The following is a 17,867-nucleotide window of genomic DNA, read 5'->3' as shown; positions in this document are numbered from 1 at the left end:
GCGCAAAATAACTTTGATCGGTTATAATATTTTAGTATGCTTTTCTTATGGAAAAATCGATTAGTAATAGGCAGGATCCCAAAAAGCTTTTAATAACAATTAACAATCGCCATTTTATTTCCAAAGACAAATTTGTAAATAAGTTTATCATAAAGACACTCTCGGGAAAACTATCTCCTCTTCACTGCTTTAATAAAATCAAAGAGCACTACTTAGGAATTCCTCACACGAGTTCGGAAATAAACCTTTATTTGAGCGAATTCTTTCCTGAATTTTCTCTACTAACGCATCTTCCTGGTTGTTCTTCCACAAAGTTTTCGGATAAAAAGATAAATTTTCTCAATCAAGAAAACTCAGTCGTCTCACTTCAGGAAATCGAGCCTTCAGGTGATTCTGATCATACCAGCTTTGCAACATTCTATGAAGCTGTCGAAAAGTTTCAATCGAGCAAGGAAATTTCTGACAAACGGTATCCTGACTTTTTTAAGGAACTGGAAGTAATTCTGCCTCAAGCAAAGTTCGATAATAATCAAAAATTATCTGTTCTTTTTTCTTTTCAAACGGTCTTAGAAAAGGCCTATTTAGATTTTCCTGGTTTATTCGATAAAAATGATGTTACGGGAACCATCTTGCTCGTATTCGCCGTAAAGTTTCAATGCCACAAATTAATAAAGCTCTTTTCCGAACTTGGGTTGTTTGACATTAACTTCCAAAGCAAAGAGGCGAAAAACAGCATTCTCCATATTGCTGCTGGTACCGAATGCCTGAAATGCTTCGAAACTACCCTATATATTTGGAAAAAATACGGAAAATCTATTGATGAGCCTAAAAACAAGGTAGGCAATACCCCTTTTCTTCATGCCTGTGAATGTGGTAATTTTGAGATCATTCAATCTTGCGTCAAGGCCGGTGCTAATACCATGGTGTCCAACAATAATGAAAGGTGCTGGCTAATGATTCTTTTATCAAATGAAGAAACGATACCCTGCTTTAGGAAAATTATCGAAACAGGATTGTTGGATCCATTATCAAGTCCCATAGGAGAGTCTGGATCAGGTCTGTTTGGTTTCTTGAACGCTTGCTCTGATGCAGCGTATCTCGATGAATTTTTAGAAGCCAACTTTAGTAGCGAGCAAAACAAGGTCATACGGTGGATGGCTTCTGCTCATTTCTTATCACATATCTTAAATACGTCATCATCCGAATTCGGTTCTTATGTTTGCTCTATCCTCGAATTTTATCTCGATAAATACGCAAATGAAAAACAAAAACCTGTCGCACTAGAACTCGCTCAAATACTGAAAACCCAGAAATGGGAAAACATAAACAGTTCTTTCAAAAAGAATCACAAAAATCTGGCTGAATTACGGCTTTTTTTTAGTGACTATCCTAAGCACGTTAGAGGGTGTATCAGTATTATTACTCCTCACAAACAACTGCTGATCGACTGTAATGGAGGTTTTAGCCCTCTCGTCATTAAAAACATCAAGGAGATGAATTTATCTACCGGTGCATTCCATTGGGAGAAAAAAATTATTGGAACAACGCCTTCCGGAATTTCAGTCTATAAAATCAAAGATGAAACATCCAACAGTTTTAAGCAAAAAATTCAAAAAGCGCTACAGGATGATACCCCCATAGAAGAAAAGGTGCATATGCTCTTTAAGGGAAAGCTTTCCAGTGAAAAGCAAAAAGTGGGTAATTGTGCTTACTTTAACACTAAGCTGACTCTCAAAACACTGTGGGGTATCCTGAGTCTGGCATCAAAGGGCATCTCTTTTAAAAATACAGACGACTATTATGAAACTCTCGCTAAGGAGATTCAATTTTCAGAAAACTATAACGGTTTTGAAGCCTGGTTGGTTGATGCAATCTTTTCAGTCATGATAGATTTCATGACTGAAATTGACCTCATAGCCCTCAAGAAAACGTACCCTATAATTTATAACGATAAAATCAACACGATTGCCAAAACCTTACTCGTAATGCTCACTCGGGCGAAAACCAAGGAGAGGGTCAAAAAAATCATCACCATCATCCCGAAGAATATACTACATATACTGATGTCCACAAGGGTTGATAATGAAGAGACGCTCAGCTTTATCTTAAGTGTAAAAATGAAAAACGAATTTATATCAGAACTAAATAAGCATCTTCCCGAAAAGCAAAAGCTGCTCTATTTCTCAAAGAATTTCTCTTTCTTTAAAAAAAATAAATTATAGTAACACGTTGAACTTCATGGCGCCCAACGAGATTTATCTCTTTCATCATTCACTACTCGCTCTATCACAGATTCAATACTTATATCGCCATGAATAAAGTCTCGAATATAGTCTGAGTGAAATCTAATAACAACTTCCTCTGCTAAAATTTCTACTGCTTCGTCATCACACTTCTTTGTTTCACGAATTTTTCGTTTCACCAAACACACTATCCACTCTCGTACGCTCAGCCCATCATATGCATTCCGTGCTATTTCAGGTTTACGTACATCGGCTTTCTCTCCCTGCTGAATCAATCTTTGTTTTAGTGTGGATTCAGAATTGTCGCTCCAATCACAATTATTATCGGGTTCTTCTTGCGTAAAGTTACAGCAAAAAATAATTTTCGTTAATGCGCTGAACATAAAAATAACAATAGCTGATATGATTAAAAAACACCAATTATAAAGTCACTTCGATTTCCTAAAAAAAACTATTCTCGAACCCGCTTCAGCTTAAAAAAGCTTTGCAGTAAGGCATAACATTCATTCGCCAATACTCCCGACTTCACATCAACGCGATGATTTACCCCTTCTAATAAATGCACGCTATAAGCCCCCCCTAAACACCCCATTTTAGTGTCGGGCACCCCATAGATCACTTGCCCCACTCGGGACATAATGACAGCGCCGGAGCACATCGGGCAGGGTTCTTTTGTCACGTACAAGCGGGTTTTATTCAATCGCCAATCTCCTAAAAAATTAGCAGCTTGGGTAATGGCTAGCATCTCCGCGTGAGCCGTTGGGTCTTTAGAGAACTCTACTTGGTTGTGCGCAGATCCAATCACCCTGTCTTCATAAACAACAACAGCTCCTATCGGCACTTCGTCCGCCCGCCAGGCCTCAATCGCTTGGTTATACGCCAGCTTCATGTAAAACTCATCGTCTTTGTTGAGTTGGGATGGATACAGCTTTTCAAACGGGCATGGTAATGGAGCTTTCTTTACATTCTCCGGAACATTGTCTTGCATGCTGTCAGTATATACACTTCCCTTTCGCTAAAAAAGCGTTTTTAATGAGTTTATTAAATTTCAGCTAACCCGTTGTTAACCACACAGTATCCAATATGAAAGTTCTTGTTATCGGTTCTGGAGGTCGTGAGCATGCAATCACGCTTGCCTGTCAAAAAAGTCCTCTCGTCACTTCAGTGATAGCAGCACCGGGTAATGGGGGTATCCCAAACTCCATTCCGGTGAACATCGAAAGTGTTTCGGATATGGTTAAGCTGGCAGAGCAAGAAAATGTCGATTTCGTAATCGTCGGCCCGGAGGTGCCTTTAAGCCTTGGTTTAGTAGACGCGCTCGTGGCGAAGGGTATTCTCGCGTTTGGTCCAAATAAGCAAGCAGCTCAATTCGAAGCGAGTAAGGAATTTACTAAAAATTTCTTGGTAAAATATAATATTCCGACAGCTCGTTCAGCATCCTTTAAACAACTCACTCCTGCACTCAATTACCTCAAAGCCCAAACGTTTCCCACTGTCATCAAGGCCAGTGGTCTCGCCGCGGGTAAGGGAGTAGTGATAGCCCAGGATTATCTTGAGGGTAAAGCTGCACTTACTGATATGCTTGAAGGTAATATTTTTGGCGAGAGTGGTCATACCGTTTTAATAGAGGACTACCTCGAGGGGGAAGAGGCTTCTATCATGCTCGTTGTCTCGGGGAAGGACTATATCCTCCTGCCCACGAGCCAAGATCACAAGAGGCTTGGCGAGGGCGATACTGGCCTAAATACAGGTGGCATGGGTGCATACGCCCCGGCAGATATTGTCACGGAGTCTGTTTTAAATATGATTGCAGAAACCATTGTCAAACCCACGATAGCTGGCTTCCAGGCGGAGTATATCGATTACCGTGGTGTTCTTTATATTGGTATTATGCTGACAAAGAGCGGCCCTAAGGTTCTGGAATTTAATGTCCGTTTTGGAGACCCTGAATGCCAGGTCCTCCTCCCACTTATAAAATCAGATCCTATCGAGCTCCTCTACAACTGCGCTCAAGGCACGCTTAATAAAAACCCCGTATCGTTTAATCCTGGCTACGCAATCACGGTTGTACTCACAGCTCCGGGTTATCCAGGCAAGTATGAAAAGGGCCTCGCGCTCACCTTACCGGATAACATTCCTTCAGGGACAAGTATCATTCATGCGGGCACATATCAAAATAAAAATGGTTCTCTAAAATCGTCGGGAGGACGAGTCCTCTGCATCACAGCCACAGCCGCTACCTTGCAAGCAGCAGCAGAAAAAGCCTACGGTCTCATCAGCCAAATCCCAAACAACCCTCTCAAATACCGCTATGATATCGGGTTTAAACAGCTTGCTAGGGTTAATCTTATTTCAAAATAATGACACTAGCCGAAGCCGTTGCTGTCGAAGCCATTTTTCAATAAGTCCTTTCATTTCGGCTTCATAGTTATTGTTGCTAAATGCTTTTAAGCCTCCCAAAAAGCTGATGGCGGCTTGGTTCTTTGAAAAGAATAATAGCTTCGCGGCACAAACAATTTCTGTTCCTTTATAAAGGACAAAAGAACAATCATCTTCTATTGCTTCATTTAGAGAATCATTCAGGGTACCCATTGTATGGCCTGCGGCATGTCGCTCTTCGATAATCCCAAGGTAGGCTTCCCACTCCCTGTCTGTTAACGGCACAACCATCCTGAACCCATCAAATCCGGTCTTGCGATCGATATCCACAACAAATCCTTCTTTCCCTAAACAATAAGCAATAACATCATCCGCAAACTCTTTTGCGAGTTCATTCTTCAGCTCCGCATACAGATTTCTATCATCTTCATGTACTCGCATCCAATCACGAAAGTATATGTGCCGCTCTATTTCAGGATTCCCTTGTTCATACACATGTACATTGCTAGATAAATTATTTTTACCCCATTTTTGAAAAAATCGTCTAAAGGGCATACCATGCTCCCCTCTTGCAAAATAGCCAAGTTCTTCCATCTGTTCATTGTTAACTTGTTTCACTTGCGTAATATCTTTCACAACAGGAATCATATCAATAATCGGTTTAGCTACCAACCCTGGTACTGCAGTAGACCCTATATGATACACCGCAATGCAATTATCCCCTAGCGCTTGCCTAACAAGCTCTGCTTCTTGCTCGAAAATCTTCGGCCAGTCTGAATTATAAGCTACAACTTTAACTGCGTGTCCCATTCACAAAAAGACTGCCCAACCGGGCAGTCTTTTCAAGTTCTTAAAAACTATTTTTTTATTAACTCACTTTAGTGGAATCATAAAGCTTAACCGTATTGGTGGCCAGGAATCCCTGGAATCGCTTTATTTTACCATGTTTATCAAACAACGTCTTACCGTCTTTGTCCTGCTCCGCTCCTCGTTGGATAAACTCAAGGAACATCGCCGGGTGGTCAATCGTTACAGTTTTACCATTATCATCGAGCTTAAAGCTTAAGCGATCGGCCATCGTTGAGGTTTGACGTAGAATGCCGCCGGGCTTTCCTTGTACTGCCGGTAACATCGTAAACCCGGCTCGCTCCATGGTATCGTTGAGTACTTGTATGACTTCCGCGCCATACCAATCCTTTATATCAAGTTCGTTTAGCAAATACGCAACATGGTTAAATTGAGGCCCCATAAGGAGAGCATTTGCTAGCTCATTGGACTCTTTTATCACCATTTCCAAAGTAGCTTTTTTTAGGGGCTTTCCTTGTCGATGGAAGAATTCGTTAACCAATATCTCGCATAGGGCATCGGCTTCTTTTCTATTAAGAGACTTGTCTTGCTCTAGTTTTTCAAGCAATTCCTTTCCTTTGCTGGATAAATGATGTTTTGACCGCTCCATGTCTTCTTCAACAGCTTGAACGAGTTTATCAGAAAGCTCTCTGTAAAGAATTAGCGTAGAAAACCATTTAAATCCGCTACCGTCCGGGAGATCCATCGCAATCGCCGTTAAATGCTTTTCCGGAAATTCGTAACTCGCCTTCGGCTCCAACCCAAACGCAGCGCCAATTCTGGTTAATAATTCGTATAACTCGCGGTCTGCTGTACGCGTTGCTCCGTGGTCCAATGTGATTTTTCCGCCAAGCTTATCAATCAGTTTTTCAAACCGTTTTGTGGAAGGAACTTCCTTTCTATACAATTCATGCAATTTAGGGACAAAGATTGTTTGCCATATTTCGGGGCCTTTTAACGTACTCATAGTCAATACTCCTACAGGGTTCGGGGTTTAATAAGGGTATATGACTAATTCTAATGCTCCTGTTGTTTATTTGTCCAGCTGAAAAGGGGCGTGCTTACTCTTTTTGACTTATGTAAAAGTTTAATCCTTTCATTTTATATATAACGTTGTATTATTGTAAACTGATGAAGGTACCACTATTCGATCTCAAGAAACAACACAAAGCCATCGAACGTGAATTAACACGGGTCTTTAGCAACGTGCTCCTCCCTTGTAATTACATTTTGGGCGAAAGTGTTTTGTCCTTCGAAAACGCTATGGTGGGCTACCTCGGCACAAAGCACGCTATTGGCGTAAGTTCTGGTACGGACGCGCTTCTCATCGCTTTGATGGCCGCTTCAATTGGCCCGGGTGATGAGGTTCTTTGCCCCGCTTTTACTTTTTTTGCCACAGCAGGGGTCGTCGCCAGAGTAGGTGCTACTCCGGTTTGGGTGGATTCCAATAATGATGACTTTAACCTAGATCCCGAGGATGCCGCGCGCAAAATAACCGCGCGCACTAAGGCAATCATCCCCGTCCATCTTTTCGGCCAATCCGCTAATATGGATGCCGTTATGCATTTGGCAAAAGAGCACAATTTAATTGTTATCGAGGACGTAGCACAATCTTTAGGGGCTACTTATAAACAACAACAACTGGGCACAATTGGCCACATCGGCTGCTTCAGTTTCTACCCCACCAAAAATCTTGGCGCTCTAGGTGATGCCGGTATGGTCACCACAAATGATGATGAGTTCGCTGCTAAACTCAAAATGCTGCGCGTTCATGGTATGGAATCTAAGTATTACCATCCGGTCGTAGGGGGTAATTTCCGTTTAGATGCCATTCAAGCTGCCTTTTTGGAAGCTAAGTTGCCTTACTTAAATAGTTATATCGAGCGTAGGCGCGAAAATGCTCGTTTCTATGACCAAAGTTTAGCAAACCTTAATGGCTATTTGACGCTTCCTACCGAGCTTAGAGACAACTTCCACACCTGGAACCAATACACAATCCGTGTTCGTGGCGGTTTTCGTGATGATTTAAGGGCCTTTTTATCTGAAAACTGGATAGGCACCGAAATTTACTATCCCGAAACACTAGATGTACAACCTTGCTTCAGCCAATATACCTTTGGTAAAGAGAGCCTCAATCGTGCCCATCAATTGAGCAAAGAGGTGCTTAGTCTTCCTATATTCCCCGAATTAACGAAGGAAGAGCGCGATGCCGTTGTTGAGGTTATTCAAAGCTTTTTTAAACAAGCTAAATCCAAGGCCTCACTCGAAGCCTCTGCCGTAAATTAAATTTTTAAGAACTTCTTTTCCCGGCAAGGGCATCTATTCTTAATAAGGCATCAGGGTTCTCTCCGGCAAGAAGTAGCTTGTCCAGCATATCCTGTACGTTCTTCTCTTCTTCAACTTGTTCTTTTAAAAACCAGTTAAGAAATTCCATTGTCGTAAAATCATCCTCTTCTTCAGCCACTTTATAGATGTGCTGTATCGAGCGCGTTACTTTCTGTTCGTGTGTCAATGATGCTTTAAACACTTCAATGGGGCTCGCAAAGGAACAGGTTGGTTTTGCCAGGGCTTCCAGCTCAATCACATTATTTCGATTTTTTAAAAAATCAAAAAATCGCATCGCATGTCCTATCTCTTCGTTAAACTGTTTACGCATCCAGATCGAAAATCCATCATACGGGGTCGTTTCAAACCAAGCTGCCATTCCTAAATAAATATAGGCTGCCGTCAATTCAAGATTCGTTTGATCGTTGATCAGTTTTTCTAGTTTTGTTGAAAGTTTCATAGGTTTTTTTGGGGGTTAAATTTCTATCGCTCAATATAAAGCATAGTTTTTACAGGTGTAAAATCGAAAAGTTCAATAACATCTTTATTGAGCATCCGAATGCAGCCGTGGCTCTTAGGTATGCCAATATCGTTTTCATGATTTGTGCCGTGTATATATACGTACCGGCTAAGCGTATTATCATTAACACCGGCTTCAAGCCCGTTTAATCTCAAGATTCTTGTGGTTACAAAATCACTTGATTGCTCTTCTTTAGGGTATTCCCAAAAACACTTTCCCGTTGCTTTCCTTCCTTTAAAGACCATGCCGCTAGGCGCTTCCGCACCGATCTTTTCAGATATTTCAAACCAACCCATCGGCGTTCCGTTAGATCCTTCTTCATAAGAGGGCTCGTTCTCGCTTGTTGAGATAGTATATTCCTGCTCGCTTTTCTGAGAGGGTACATCTATCACGTACAGCTTCTGCTCCCCAATATTGATATGCAAAAGCGTTTTTGCATGTGGGTTGTAGCGGGCAAGATCTTCTAGGAACTTAAAATTTCTCATGATGTTCTTTCCTGTCTCTACTAACACATTTATTTCACGCAATGACAAGAAAGTTAATTTTTAGTCGTGCGTGAAAAGAAATCTAATACTTGTAATTTATACATGAAATGTATTATAATTAGCTAACACAGTCTCAATCCTTAAGCCCCCTTACCCCTATGAGCTACGAGATGAATGATCTCTTAAACCTGATGGTTGATGAAGGTGCTTCCGACCTCCACATCCAGGTTGACCAAGCTCCTATACTCAGAATCAATGGTTCCATGATTCCCGTAGAGGGTTCCGCGTTAACCCCAGAGGATACCGAAAGTTTAATCAATTCCATTACGTCTGATCTTCACAAGCAAGAGATAAAGCAAAAGGGGGGCGTCGATTTTGGTTTCGCTTTCCTCGATAAAGCAAGGTTTCGTGTGAGTGTTATGCGTTCAAAGGGGAATTATGGGGTCGTACTGCGTTTAATTCCTAATGAGATTCTTCCGCTGGATGTCATCGGTTTGCCGGAAAAAATTAAAGAACTTTTAAGGCGCCCTAGGGGGCTCATACTGGTAACAGGGCCAACCGGCTGTGGTAAATCAACTACGTTGGCATCCATGATCAATTGGATTAATGAGAACATAGAGGGTCACATCATTACTATCGAGGATCCTATTGAATATTATCATCGTCACAAAAAATCTATCGTCAGTCAACGCGAAGTCGGTATCGATACCCCTAGCTTTGGATACGCTTTACGAAGTGCTTTAAGACAGGATCCGGATGTTATTCTCGTTGGGGAAATGCGTGATCTGGAAACGATGGAGGCCGCTATCAGCGCTGCAGAAACGGGTCACTTAGTGATGGCTACGTTACACACAACGGGCGCGGCAAGAACGGTTGACCGTATTATAGACGCTTTCCCTGCTTCCGCAAAGGAGTACATTCGTACTCAATTAGCTTCTTCAATTTTGGCAGTCGTTTCTCAAACGCTTTTAAGGCGGGTTGGCGGAGGTCGGGTTGCCGCGTTTGAAATCATGATCAATACCGATTCTATCGCTACTCTCATTCGAGATGATAAGACTTATCGTATCACTTCCGATATTCAAACCGGTGCGTCCTATGGTATGATCACATTAGATGCCTGCTTACTCAGTCTCTACAACCGTGGTCTTGTGTACCGAGATGAGGTCATAGATAAATCTCAATATCCGGATCAAATGCGGAAAAAGCTTGAAGGTCAGGGCAATGTTACTAAAAATCCCATAAGCCAATAAGCGCTTTATGGATTAATGCCTGCTGTATCTCAACAACTTCCCCAAAAACTTCCGCCAAACCTTGCTAACGAATCCGCGGCAAAGGCTTTTTTAGATAATTTGCTAAACGATGCCGTTTATCGAAATGTCGCCGATATCCATTTCGAAACAACCGAAGACAATGTCATTGTGCGTTTTCGGCTCGATGGTTTGCTCTATGATATGCATACCGTGGATTTCCAGTCCGCCCAATCCGTTCTTTCTCGTGTTAAAATCTTAGCAAGTCTGGATATTTCTGAATACAACATCCCTCAGGATGGCCGTTTCTTGTACACTTATCAGGGCCAGGAAATTGATTGCCGTGTCTCTGCTTTACCCACGATTCAGGGAGAGAGTCTCGTTATACGATTGTTAAATAAAAACAGGCTTTTTTCTTCAATGGAATCCCTGGGCATGCTGCCTCAAATCACACGTGATGTTACGCAAGCCTACCAACTCACCCAGGGAATGCTTTTAGTGGCTGGTCCCACGGGGAGTGGTAAAACAACAACGCTTTATAGTATCCTTAATCAACTAAATTCTCCTAAAAAGAAGCTCATCACAGTTGAGGATCCGGTCGAGTACTCTATTCCCAGAATTACTCAGGTTCCTGTTAACGCGAGCATCAATGTCACGTTTGGGAGATGCGTCCGCTCCTTTTTACGTCAAGATCCGGATGTTATCCTGGTCGGAGAAATTCGAGATCGGGAAACCGCCCAAATCTCGGCCAGAGCAGCTCTCACCGGCCACTTGGTATTATCAACCCTACACACACCCGATTCCACGTCTGCCATCACGCGTTTACGGGATCTCGGGCTTGAGTTATTTTTGATCACAGCAGCGTTAGAGGGGGTCTTGGCACAGCGGCTGGTAAGAATAAATTGTTCGCGCTGTCGTACCCAGTACACTCCGGATGACGAAATCCGTGAGCAATTTTCTGTAACGCCTGAAATCTCTTTTAGTAGGGGTCTTGGGTGCCCCCATTGCCATCAAACGGGTTTTTTCGGGCGCAGGGGCATTTTCGAATACTTAAAGCTCACGAATAATATTAAGAATCTGATCGCGCGTGAAAACTCAAATCTCGCTCTCTTTGATAACGCAATCGAACAGGGTATGATAACGCTTAAGGACTCCGGTCTTTTTTGGGCACAACAAGGCGAAACAACTCTCGAGGAAACTCTCCGCGTCATTTAATTCATTTCTTGTCACGTAATCATATGCCCAAATACGAGTATTCAGCCCTAGACAAAAATCGTTCATTACGGACCGGTACGTTACAGGCAAATTCTGAACTTGAGCTCCAACAGCTATTAGCGCAAAAGAAATTGAATGTAACTCATATCGCAGTACTTCCGGAGCATTCTCGTAAACAAGCTCAGCGTATTCGTTCTCTCAAAAGTTATAAAATCGCTCACTTTGCAAAGCAATTAGCAGCATTACTAAAAGCAAAAATGCCGCTTCTCCAATGCATCGAACTGCTTGAGCGCCAAGAATACTCCCCTAAAATGAAGCGTATTCTGGTAAACATTAAAACAGCTTTATACGATGGTAGATCTTTTTCAGATGCTTTAGAATCAATGCCGTCTGTCTTCGATAGTTTTTTCATCAGTATGGTTCAAGCCGGGGAGGCTAGCGGAAAATTAGACATCAGTTTATCCAAACTCTCCCACCAGTTAAACAAAGCTCAACAAACGAAGCGAAAAATTAAAAATGCCCTAACCTACCCCGCCATCGTATTGGGGGTATCCATCATCGTTGTGGCTTTATTAGTCATATTTGTTATTCCCAAATTTCAATTCGTATTTGAAAACATGTTAGGCAATGCCCCTATGCCAGTGTTGACACAATTTGTATTCGAAACAGCTATCTTCATAAAGAACCACTTTTTATCCCTTCTTTTTATCGGCATAGTGTTAACCGTTATTGCTAAACGGCTCTTAAATCCTAAAGCCTTAAAGTCCTGGCTCCTGCGCGTTCCCAGGGTAAGAGGGGTTCTTATCGGAATTGCCTTGATCAGATTTTATAACGCAATGGGAACGCTTTTAGCAAACAATGTCCCGGTCGTAAAGGCATTGGAGATCACACACAATCTGTTCGATATAACTTATTTCGAAAAACGAATGCTTTTCGTGATCCAACGGGTTCGTGAGGGGGCTGCCATAGGAAACGCCCTTCAAGTAATCCCGCTCATACCGGAAACAGATATCAGTCTCATTTCCGTGGGTGAGGCATCAGGCAATCTCCCGGAGGCTTTTTTGAAAATTGCCGCAGATGGTGAGGAGGATCTCGAAAAACACATCGGTTCAATCGTTTCTCTGCTGGAGCCTATGCTCATTATCGGTTTAACTGTTTTTATCGGTGGCATCATCATCGCCATGTTTCTCCCGCTCTTAGGTATCTTGGATAAATTATCCTACATATGAGTTCTCTAAACTTTTAGGCCTTTACGGATTGACCTATTAGAAATTTCATATACACTTTTACTATTAGATAGTTAACTTTTTTTACATAAAACATACATCGTCATGCGTCTAACTTTCAGATTTTTTTTATTTTTCATATCCGCAATTACAATTGCATTTGCCACCGAGCAACTTTCCGATCAAGCAGAACCAGTCAATGAATCAGATCTAGAAAAGGAGCTCACAGAGCCTGGTACCTACCCGAGTGGTATCGCTGCTATCGTAGATGATCAGATTATTACTCTCCAAGACGTACGCTTGGAGTTAGAAGGCATTCTCCCTCAAATCCAGCGTGAATCTCTTACTGAAGCCGAATTCAACCAGCGGGTTGATGCCATTGGCCGTGAAATTTTAGAAAACTTGATCGATCGCGAATTAATCGTAGAGGACTTCAATCGCAAGAAAATGAAGATTCCACAAGCCTACTTGGATAACCAATTTGCGGACTTTCTCAGCAAAAATTTTAATGGTGACCGTACTCAGCTTCTCGAGTACCTTTCAGCCCACGGAAAAACGCTTCGCGAATTCAAGGATGAAATGCGCAAGAACGTTATCGTTTCCGTCATGCGGGATCAAAAAATGAAATCCCAATCCGAAGTCAGCCCGGAAAAAATCTTAACTTATTATCAAGAGCATCCTCAGGAGTTTGTACAAAAAGAGGGTGTCAAGTTGCGTCAAATCACACTTGTTCCTTACACAAACGAATCTCAAGAGGTATTGCTCCAACAAGCCGACAAAATCTTGCAGGATCTCCGCGCTGGAATGTCATTTCAAGCCGCTGCTAAAAAATACAGCCAAGATCACATGAAGGAAACCGGTGGAGACTGGGGCTGGATCAATCGTACAGATATTCGCACGGAATTAGCGGATGTCGCCTTTGCTTTAGAAAAGAATACCTACAGTGAGCCCGTTAGCCTAGATAACTACGTCTTCATTCTTTATGTTGAGGATAAACGTGAAGATGGCATCATGCCGCTAGAAGAGGTTCGTGACGAAATAGAGCGTAAATTGGCAAACAATCTCGCACAACAGGCCCACAAAAAGTGGATACAGCGCCTCAGAGAAAAAGCTCATATTCGCTACTACATCTAACCGATACAATCACACCTAAAGTTTTATCACCAAGGCGCTTAGTTTATACAAGCGCCTTTAATTTTCGTTTGTCATATACCCCCACTTAGTGTAAATATACAAGTATACTAATACCACTAACCCCCACCCCTTCCTTCAATGCGTTGCAAATCTCCTTCTGCTTTCATTCTTTCAGCCGTCATGTTCATTGGCTTCTGCTCAACTTCCCTCGCCAACGAAGATCAAGCTGCCTTCTATAACCAGGATCCCACTCGCCTCGAAATCGCTTGTTTAAATTTAGACAAAAAAATAACCACCTTTTCACAGCAAATCAGTACGGGTAAAATCGATAAAATAAAACTCAAACATCAAGCTGCAATCCTTACTGTGGCTTACGAACACCTCGGCAAGGAGTTAAATCACTTTCCCCAAGCCGTGCGCCTCTGGAAGGATGACTTCACAGATCTCGGCAAAGTCCTGAGGTCTGTAAACGCACCTACAAACGAGGTCGCCAGTGATTCCAATTCTCTCGAAAACTCGAGCGCCCAATTAGCGCTCCAAAAACTAGCAGACCTGCGGCAAAAAATGGGTTTGGAAGAGGCCTGATTTTTTTACAAATATATTTGCCTTCCCGCCAAAACTCCCCAATGCTACCAATCGAATTAAACCCATAAAAGCTTATGTCAGATAATGTAGTCGTTCTAGAAACAAGCGTTGGCGAAATCGAGTTGACTCTCATGCCGGAAGTCGCTCCCAAAGCCTGTGAAAATTTCATCACCCACGTAAAAAATGGCTACTATGATGGCATCATCTTTCACCGCGTTATCCCGGGGTTCATGATCCAGGGAGGAGATCCTTCAGGTAACGGCACGGGTGGCGAGTCCATCTGGGGCAAAGAATTTGAAGATGAATGCAAAGGTGACGTTAAATTTAATGAACCCGGCATGCTCGCTATGGCAAACCGTGGCCCAAGCACAAATGGCAGCCAGTTTTTCATCACCACAGCCGAAACGCCTTGGCTCCATATGAAGCACACCATTTTCGGGAAGGTCACTCAGGGCTATGATATCGTCCAAAAGATCGAATCTTGTGCCAGAGATATCCAAGACCGTCCTCGCCAAGAGAAAAAGATCCTGCGCGCTCAGATGAAAAGTGATCGTATGGCAGAAAAGAAGGACTAGTCTGCTCACATTACTTTTTTGCGTTCTTTAGTCTTCGTAGATTATTGATCAGTTCCTCGTCATACTCGCATTCGAGTTCGAGGCACTTTCCGCACGTGCATTGAATGATGATTTTCTTAACAGAGCCGTCTTCCGAAATTACCTGCACTTTAGGGATCTCTTCATCCGCTGCCGATTCTATAACAACCTCTTCTGTCGTCTCCAGTTTGTCCGTTAAAAGGGGTTTCAGCGCGTCTTTATCAGATGGCTTCCCGTTGTCGACTAGCTCATCGTCCTGGTATGAACTTTTTTTAATATGTACTCTTCCTTTTAAAAAACTTTCCATGATAACTTTTCTATTAATGTAACATTAGTTTAAGCACGACTCTTTGGTTCGCTTCTGCATCAGGAGGTAAATCCGGCAACGGGTCACTATCCGCGAACCCGCTCACTTCATATACTTTATTTGTCTCCAAAGCAAAATGTTCCAGCAATTTGCGTGTAGCATTAGCTCGATCCACACTCAGCTCCCATGGCCCATATTCAGGGTCTATTGGCTTGTACCCCGATGCCGTATGAGAATCAATGCGCAATTTTAAAGGATAACGATCCATCACCCACGCCAAATTTTGCATCACATACTTCCCCCACTCCGTAAAAATAGCACTATCAGAAACAAAAAGAGGCAGCTTAGAGCGATCAAATATCGTGATGTGCAAACCATCGCTTGCAACTTTTACATCAACCGGTGAGTCCTGTGCAGACTGATCAATATTTAATAGCTTATAAAATTCAGCTGCTAACTTATTTAAAAACGCAAGGTCTACAACACTCGTTGCAGCATTGTCCTGTCCTGAACTTGATTTTTGCTGACCGTCTTTACTATTGTTGATACTCACAACGCCGCTATCTTTAGAGAAGGTCTCCCCGATCGGGTTTTTAAAATAGAGTGAGGTCACTTCTACAATCTTTTCGTCTTGAGAGATAATCCATAATACCATGAAAAGAGCCATCATGGCCGTCACAAAATCCGCGTATGCTACTTTCCATGCGCCACCGGCCATAATTTATATATTTTTAAGGATAGCTTCTAATTCGTCCGCTCTCGGTTGAACGCTCTTTTCTAAAGAACGCCTCGCAATCTCAATCGCCATGAGGGGTGCCAATCCCTTTGCAAAAGCGGAAACCGCACGGCTGATCGTATTGTAATAAAGAAATTCTGTTTTATGTAAAAACTGTATTCGCTGTGCCAACGGGTTTACAAATCCATACGCCGTAAAAATACCAAGAAATGTTCCTGTTAAAGCAGCCGCAACACTTTGTCCCACGCGTTCCGGGCCATCGGCAATCGCGCTCATCGTATTAATAATACCAAGAACGGCCGCCACAATCCCTATCCCTGGCAGCGAATCTCCCACCAAATGAAGCATGGAAATACTTTTCTCCGCTTCTTCTTCTTTACTGTGTACTTCAGCGACCAAAATTCCTTCCAACTGTTCGGGCTTTATTTTGCCGTCAATAATCGGTCGTAGGGAGTTTACCAAAAACGTCACCTTCTCATCATCTTTAAGAAACTCCGGGTACTTCGTAAGGATGCTGCTCGCGTGCGGATCCGTCATATGCTCGTCTAGTGCAATCAATCCGCTTTTTCGACCGAGCATAAATATCTCATAAAGCAGTTTCATCAAATCAAGAAAATCAGCTTCCGTTGCGCCTTTACTTGTCAAACACGCCTTAGTATCCGCAAGGATGCGCAGCAATACAGATTTCGGGCTCGCGGTTATCAACACGCCGCTCGCTATACCCAAAATCACTACGAATTCCGATATATGAAGCAATACAAGGGGGTTACCGCCTGCAAGCATGAACCCACCGATCATGGATATGACAACAACTAACGATCCTATTATTATTAGCATACTTTTCTATTGAATCATTTTTTGTTTTAAAGAAGTTCTTAAATCTCCCAATGCTTGTGCGTGTATCTGGCATATACGAGACTCAGTAAGGTCAAAGACTGCCGCAATCTCCGCTAGCCTCAGTTCTTCTATATAGTATAAAGCAAGCACCTTACGCTGCATTTCCGGTAACTCCTTAAGGGAATCTTTTAAGAGATCGATTAACTCATGGTTCTCAGCAACATCTCTACTATTAAGCTCCGTTAGATCACAGATCACCTCATGTAAACTCGTAGAATCCGTGCTTGCGGCTGCCGGCGCACTGTCCAGTGATACGTGGGTGAGGGGCATTTGCAGGTTTTTTAAGTGCGCATGTTCTTTTTTGGTAATGCCTAGCGCTTCGCAAATTTCGTCTTCCGAGGCTTCTCGCTGTATTTTTTGCTCCAGTTCTTCAACAGCTTTGCGATACTTTTTTAAATTCACTCTGTCAGCACGTGGCAACCAATCCATACGTCTTAACTCATCCAATAAAGACCCACGAACGCGTATTTTTGCATACGCGCCAAACGAGTTTGCTTTCTTGGCATCGTAATTTTGCACGGCGGAGATTAGCCCTATAATGCCTATGCTATACATCTCGCGCATTTCTATATGCTCGGGGAAATACACTCGCATCCTGGATACAATCGATTTCACCAGCGGTAGGTAATTTTGTACCATATCCCACTGGCTCGCGTCTACGGGTGTAATAGCAGATTTGTATTCCTTGGCAACCTTGTCGATCGGAAAGCGGGTCCCCTGGGGTTGGGGCTTCTTATCTTCTGTTTTTGTGATTGCTTGAGTCATTTATAATGGAATATCGGTAAATTGAATCACGCGGTCTTCTCCGGTTCAGTTGATCTATTCGAGGTTTCCCTAGCTAGCTTTAGAATCTCTTCGGAGGCATCGGGTTTGTGGTCTTTTAAAAAAATTCTTTCTCGTTCATTGCGTGTTTTTTCAATATTAGATTCGATAATATGCAGGCAAATTTTGGTCAGAATTGCCCCGATCACCGCGGAAATAGCAGCATTTCTGAGAACGATCGTCAGTTCGTTCCCCGCTAACAAACCTATAAAAAATACCAGAACAAACACCACAAAGGCTCCTACAGTCAGGAAATATTTGCTGTTGAGTTCAACTTGTTTGCTTTGGGGGGTATGAGCCATGGGGT

General features: G+C 42.6%; 20 protein-coding genes. 9 read left to right on the top strand and 11 right to left on the bottom strand.

Going from position 1 to position 17,867, the window contains the following annotated elements:
- Positions 1 to 47 precede the first annotated feature (47 nt).
- Complete coding sequence (locus AUJ82_08335; protein OIO58708.1) at positions 48 to 2,222, top strand: hypothetical protein; 2,175 nt, start codon at positions 48 to 50, stop codon at positions 2,220 to 2,222.
- 14 nt (positions 2,223 to 2,236) lie between these two features.
- Here AUJ82_08335 and AUJ82_08330 read toward each other — a convergent pair whose 3' ends face one another.
- The gene (locus AUJ82_08330; GenBank protein ID OIO58707.1) at positions 2,237 to 2,626 is read right to left on the bottom strand and encodes a hypothetical protein; all 390 of its coding nucleotides are present in this window, start codon (positions 2,624 to 2,626) and stop codon (positions 2,237 to 2,239) included.
- Positions 2,627 to 2,694: 68 nt separating this feature from the next.
- The gene (locus AUJ82_08325; GenBank protein OIO58706.1) at positions 2,695 to 3,231 is read right to left on the bottom strand and encodes a tRNA-specific adenosine deaminase; all 537 of its coding nucleotides are present in this window, start codon (positions 3,229 to 3,231) and stop codon (positions 2,695 to 2,697) included.
- Between the two features lie 95 nt (positions 3,232 to 3,326).
- On the opposite strand from AUJ82_08325, the gene AUJ82_08320 reads away from it, so the two are divergent.
- Complete coding sequence (locus AUJ82_08320) at positions 3,327 to 4,604, top strand: phosphoribosylamine--glycine ligase (protein OIO58705.1); 1,278 nt, start codon at positions 3,327 to 3,329, stop codon at positions 4,602 to 4,604.
- Here the strand turns inward: AUJ82_08320 and AUJ82_08315 are convergent.
- Entirely contained in the window at positions 4,596 to 5,432 is an 837-nt protein-coding gene (locus AUJ82_08315) for a hypothetical protein (protein ID OIO58704.1), read from the bottom strand. The genes AUJ82_08320 and AUJ82_08315 overlap by 9 nt on opposite strands.
- 58 nt (positions 5,433 to 5,490) lie before the next feature.
- Positions 5,491 to 6,435 (bottom strand): hypothetical protein, encoded by a 945-nt coding sequence (locus tag AUJ82_08310; GenBank protein OIO58703.1) that lies wholly within the window; start codon positions 6,433 to 6,435, stop codon positions 5,491 to 5,493.
- Positions 6,436 to 6,599: 164 nt separating this feature from the next.
- Here AUJ82_08310 and AUJ82_08305 point away from each other — a divergent pair, with 164 nt between their 5' ends.
- Positions 6,600 to 7,754: a hypothetical protein gene (locus tag AUJ82_08305; GenBank protein ID OIO58702.1), complete on the top strand. Its 1,155-nt coding sequence runs from the start codon at positions 6,600 to 6,602 to the stop codon at positions 7,752 to 7,754.
- A gap of 4 nt (positions 7,755 to 7,758) precedes the next feature.
- Here the strand turns inward: AUJ82_08305 and AUJ82_08300 are convergent, their stop codons facing one another.
- Together AUJ82_08300 and AUJ82_08295 are read right to left on the bottom strand one after the other, a co-directional pair.
- Entirely contained in the window at positions 7,759 to 8,253 is a 495-nt protein-coding gene (locus AUJ82_08300) for a hypothetical protein (protein ID OIO58701.1), read from the bottom strand.
- A gap of 23 nt (positions 8,254 to 8,276) precedes the next feature.
- The gene (locus AUJ82_08295; GenBank protein ID OIO58734.1) at positions 8,277 to 8,798 is read right to left on the bottom strand and encodes a hypothetical protein; all 522 of its coding nucleotides are present in this window, start codon (positions 8,796 to 8,798) and stop codon (positions 8,277 to 8,279) included.
- 158 nt (positions 8,799 to 8,956) lie between these two features.
- Here AUJ82_08295 and AUJ82_08290 point away from each other — a divergent pair, with 158 nt between their 5' ends.
- The 6 genes from AUJ82_08290 (at position 8,957) to AUJ82_08265 (ending at position 14,780) form a co-directional block, all read left to right on the top strand.
- Entirely contained in the window at positions 8,957 to 10,048 is a 1,092-nt protein-coding gene (locus AUJ82_08290; protein ID OIO58700.1) for a type IV pili twitching motility protein PilT, read from the top strand.
- Positions 10,049 to 10,063: 15 nt separating this feature from the next.
- Positions 10,064 to 11,260: a hypothetical protein gene (locus tag AUJ82_08285; GenBank protein ID OIO58699.1), complete on the top strand. Its 1,197-nt coding sequence runs from the start codon at positions 10,064 to 10,066 to the stop codon at positions 11,258 to 11,260.
- Between the two features lie 23 nt (positions 11,261 to 11,283).
- Entirely contained in the window at positions 11,284 to 12,489 is a 1,206-nt protein-coding gene (locus tag AUJ82_08280) for a hypothetical protein (GenBank protein ID OIO58698.1), read from the top strand.
- Positions 12,490 to 12,591: 102 nt separating this feature from the next.
- On the top strand, positions 12,592 to 13,620 hold the full coding sequence (locus AUJ82_08275; protein ID OIO58697.1) for a hypothetical protein: 1,029 nt from the start codon (positions 12,592 to 12,594) through the stop codon (positions 13,618 to 13,620).
- A 138-nt stretch (positions 13,621 to 13,758) separates the two neighbouring features.
- The gene (locus AUJ82_08270) at positions 13,759 to 14,205 is read left to right on the top strand and encodes a hypothetical protein (GenBank protein OIO58696.1); all 447 of its coding nucleotides are present in this window, start codon (positions 13,759 to 13,761) and stop codon (positions 14,203 to 14,205) included.
- 74 nt (positions 14,206 to 14,279) lie between these two features.
- The gene (locus tag AUJ82_08265) at positions 14,280 to 14,780 is read left to right on the top strand and encodes a peptidylprolyl isomerase (GenBank protein ID OIO58695.1); all 501 of its coding nucleotides are present in this window, start codon (positions 14,280 to 14,282) and stop codon (positions 14,778 to 14,780) included.
- A gap of 10 nt (positions 14,781 to 14,790) precedes the next feature.
- On the opposite strand, the gene AUJ82_08260 is transcribed toward AUJ82_08265, so the two are convergent.
- The 5 genes from AUJ82_08260 to AUJ82_08240 all read right to left on the bottom strand — a co-directional run bounded on the left by AUJ82_08260 (position 14,791) and on the right by AUJ82_08240 (position 17,862).
- Positions 14,791 to 15,105, bottom strand: a complete 315-nt coding sequence (locus AUJ82_08260; protein OIO58694.1) for a hypothetical protein — start codon at positions 15,103 to 15,105, stop codon at positions 14,791 to 14,793.
- Positions 15,106 to 15,118: 13 nt separating this feature from the next.
- Positions 15,119 to 15,823 (bottom strand): hypothetical protein, encoded by a 705-nt coding sequence (locus AUJ82_08255; GenBank protein ID OIO58693.1) that lies wholly within the window; start codon positions 15,821 to 15,823, stop codon positions 15,119 to 15,121.
- A gap of 3 nt (positions 15,824 to 15,826) precedes the next feature.
- Entirely contained in the window at positions 15,827 to 16,678 is an 852-nt protein-coding gene (locus tag AUJ82_08250; protein OIO58692.1) for a flagellar motor protein MotA, read from the bottom strand.
- A gap of 6 nt (positions 16,679 to 16,684) precedes the next feature.
- Positions 16,685 to 17,440: a hypothetical protein gene (locus tag AUJ82_08245; GenBank protein ID OIO58733.1), complete on the bottom strand. Its 756-nt coding sequence runs from the start codon at positions 17,438 to 17,440 to the stop codon at positions 16,685 to 16,687.
- An 89-nt stretch (positions 17,441 to 17,529) separates the two neighbouring features.
- Positions 17,530 to 17,862 (bottom strand): hypothetical protein, encoded by a 333-nt coding sequence (locus AUJ82_08240; protein ID OIO58691.1) that lies wholly within the window; start codon positions 17,860 to 17,862, stop codon positions 17,530 to 17,532.
- Positions 17,863 to 17,867: the final 5 nt, after the last annotated feature.

This window comes from Verrucomicrobia bacterium CG1_02_43_26 (genome assembly GCA_001872735.1).
In the GTDB taxonomy this organism is placed as follows: Bacteria; Verrucomicrobiota; Verrucomicrobiia; order Opitutales; family CG1-02-43-26; genus CG1-02-43-26.
The sequence above is the reverse complement of the archived record's forward strand: the minus strand, read 5'-3'. Positions and strand labels throughout refer to the sequence as shown.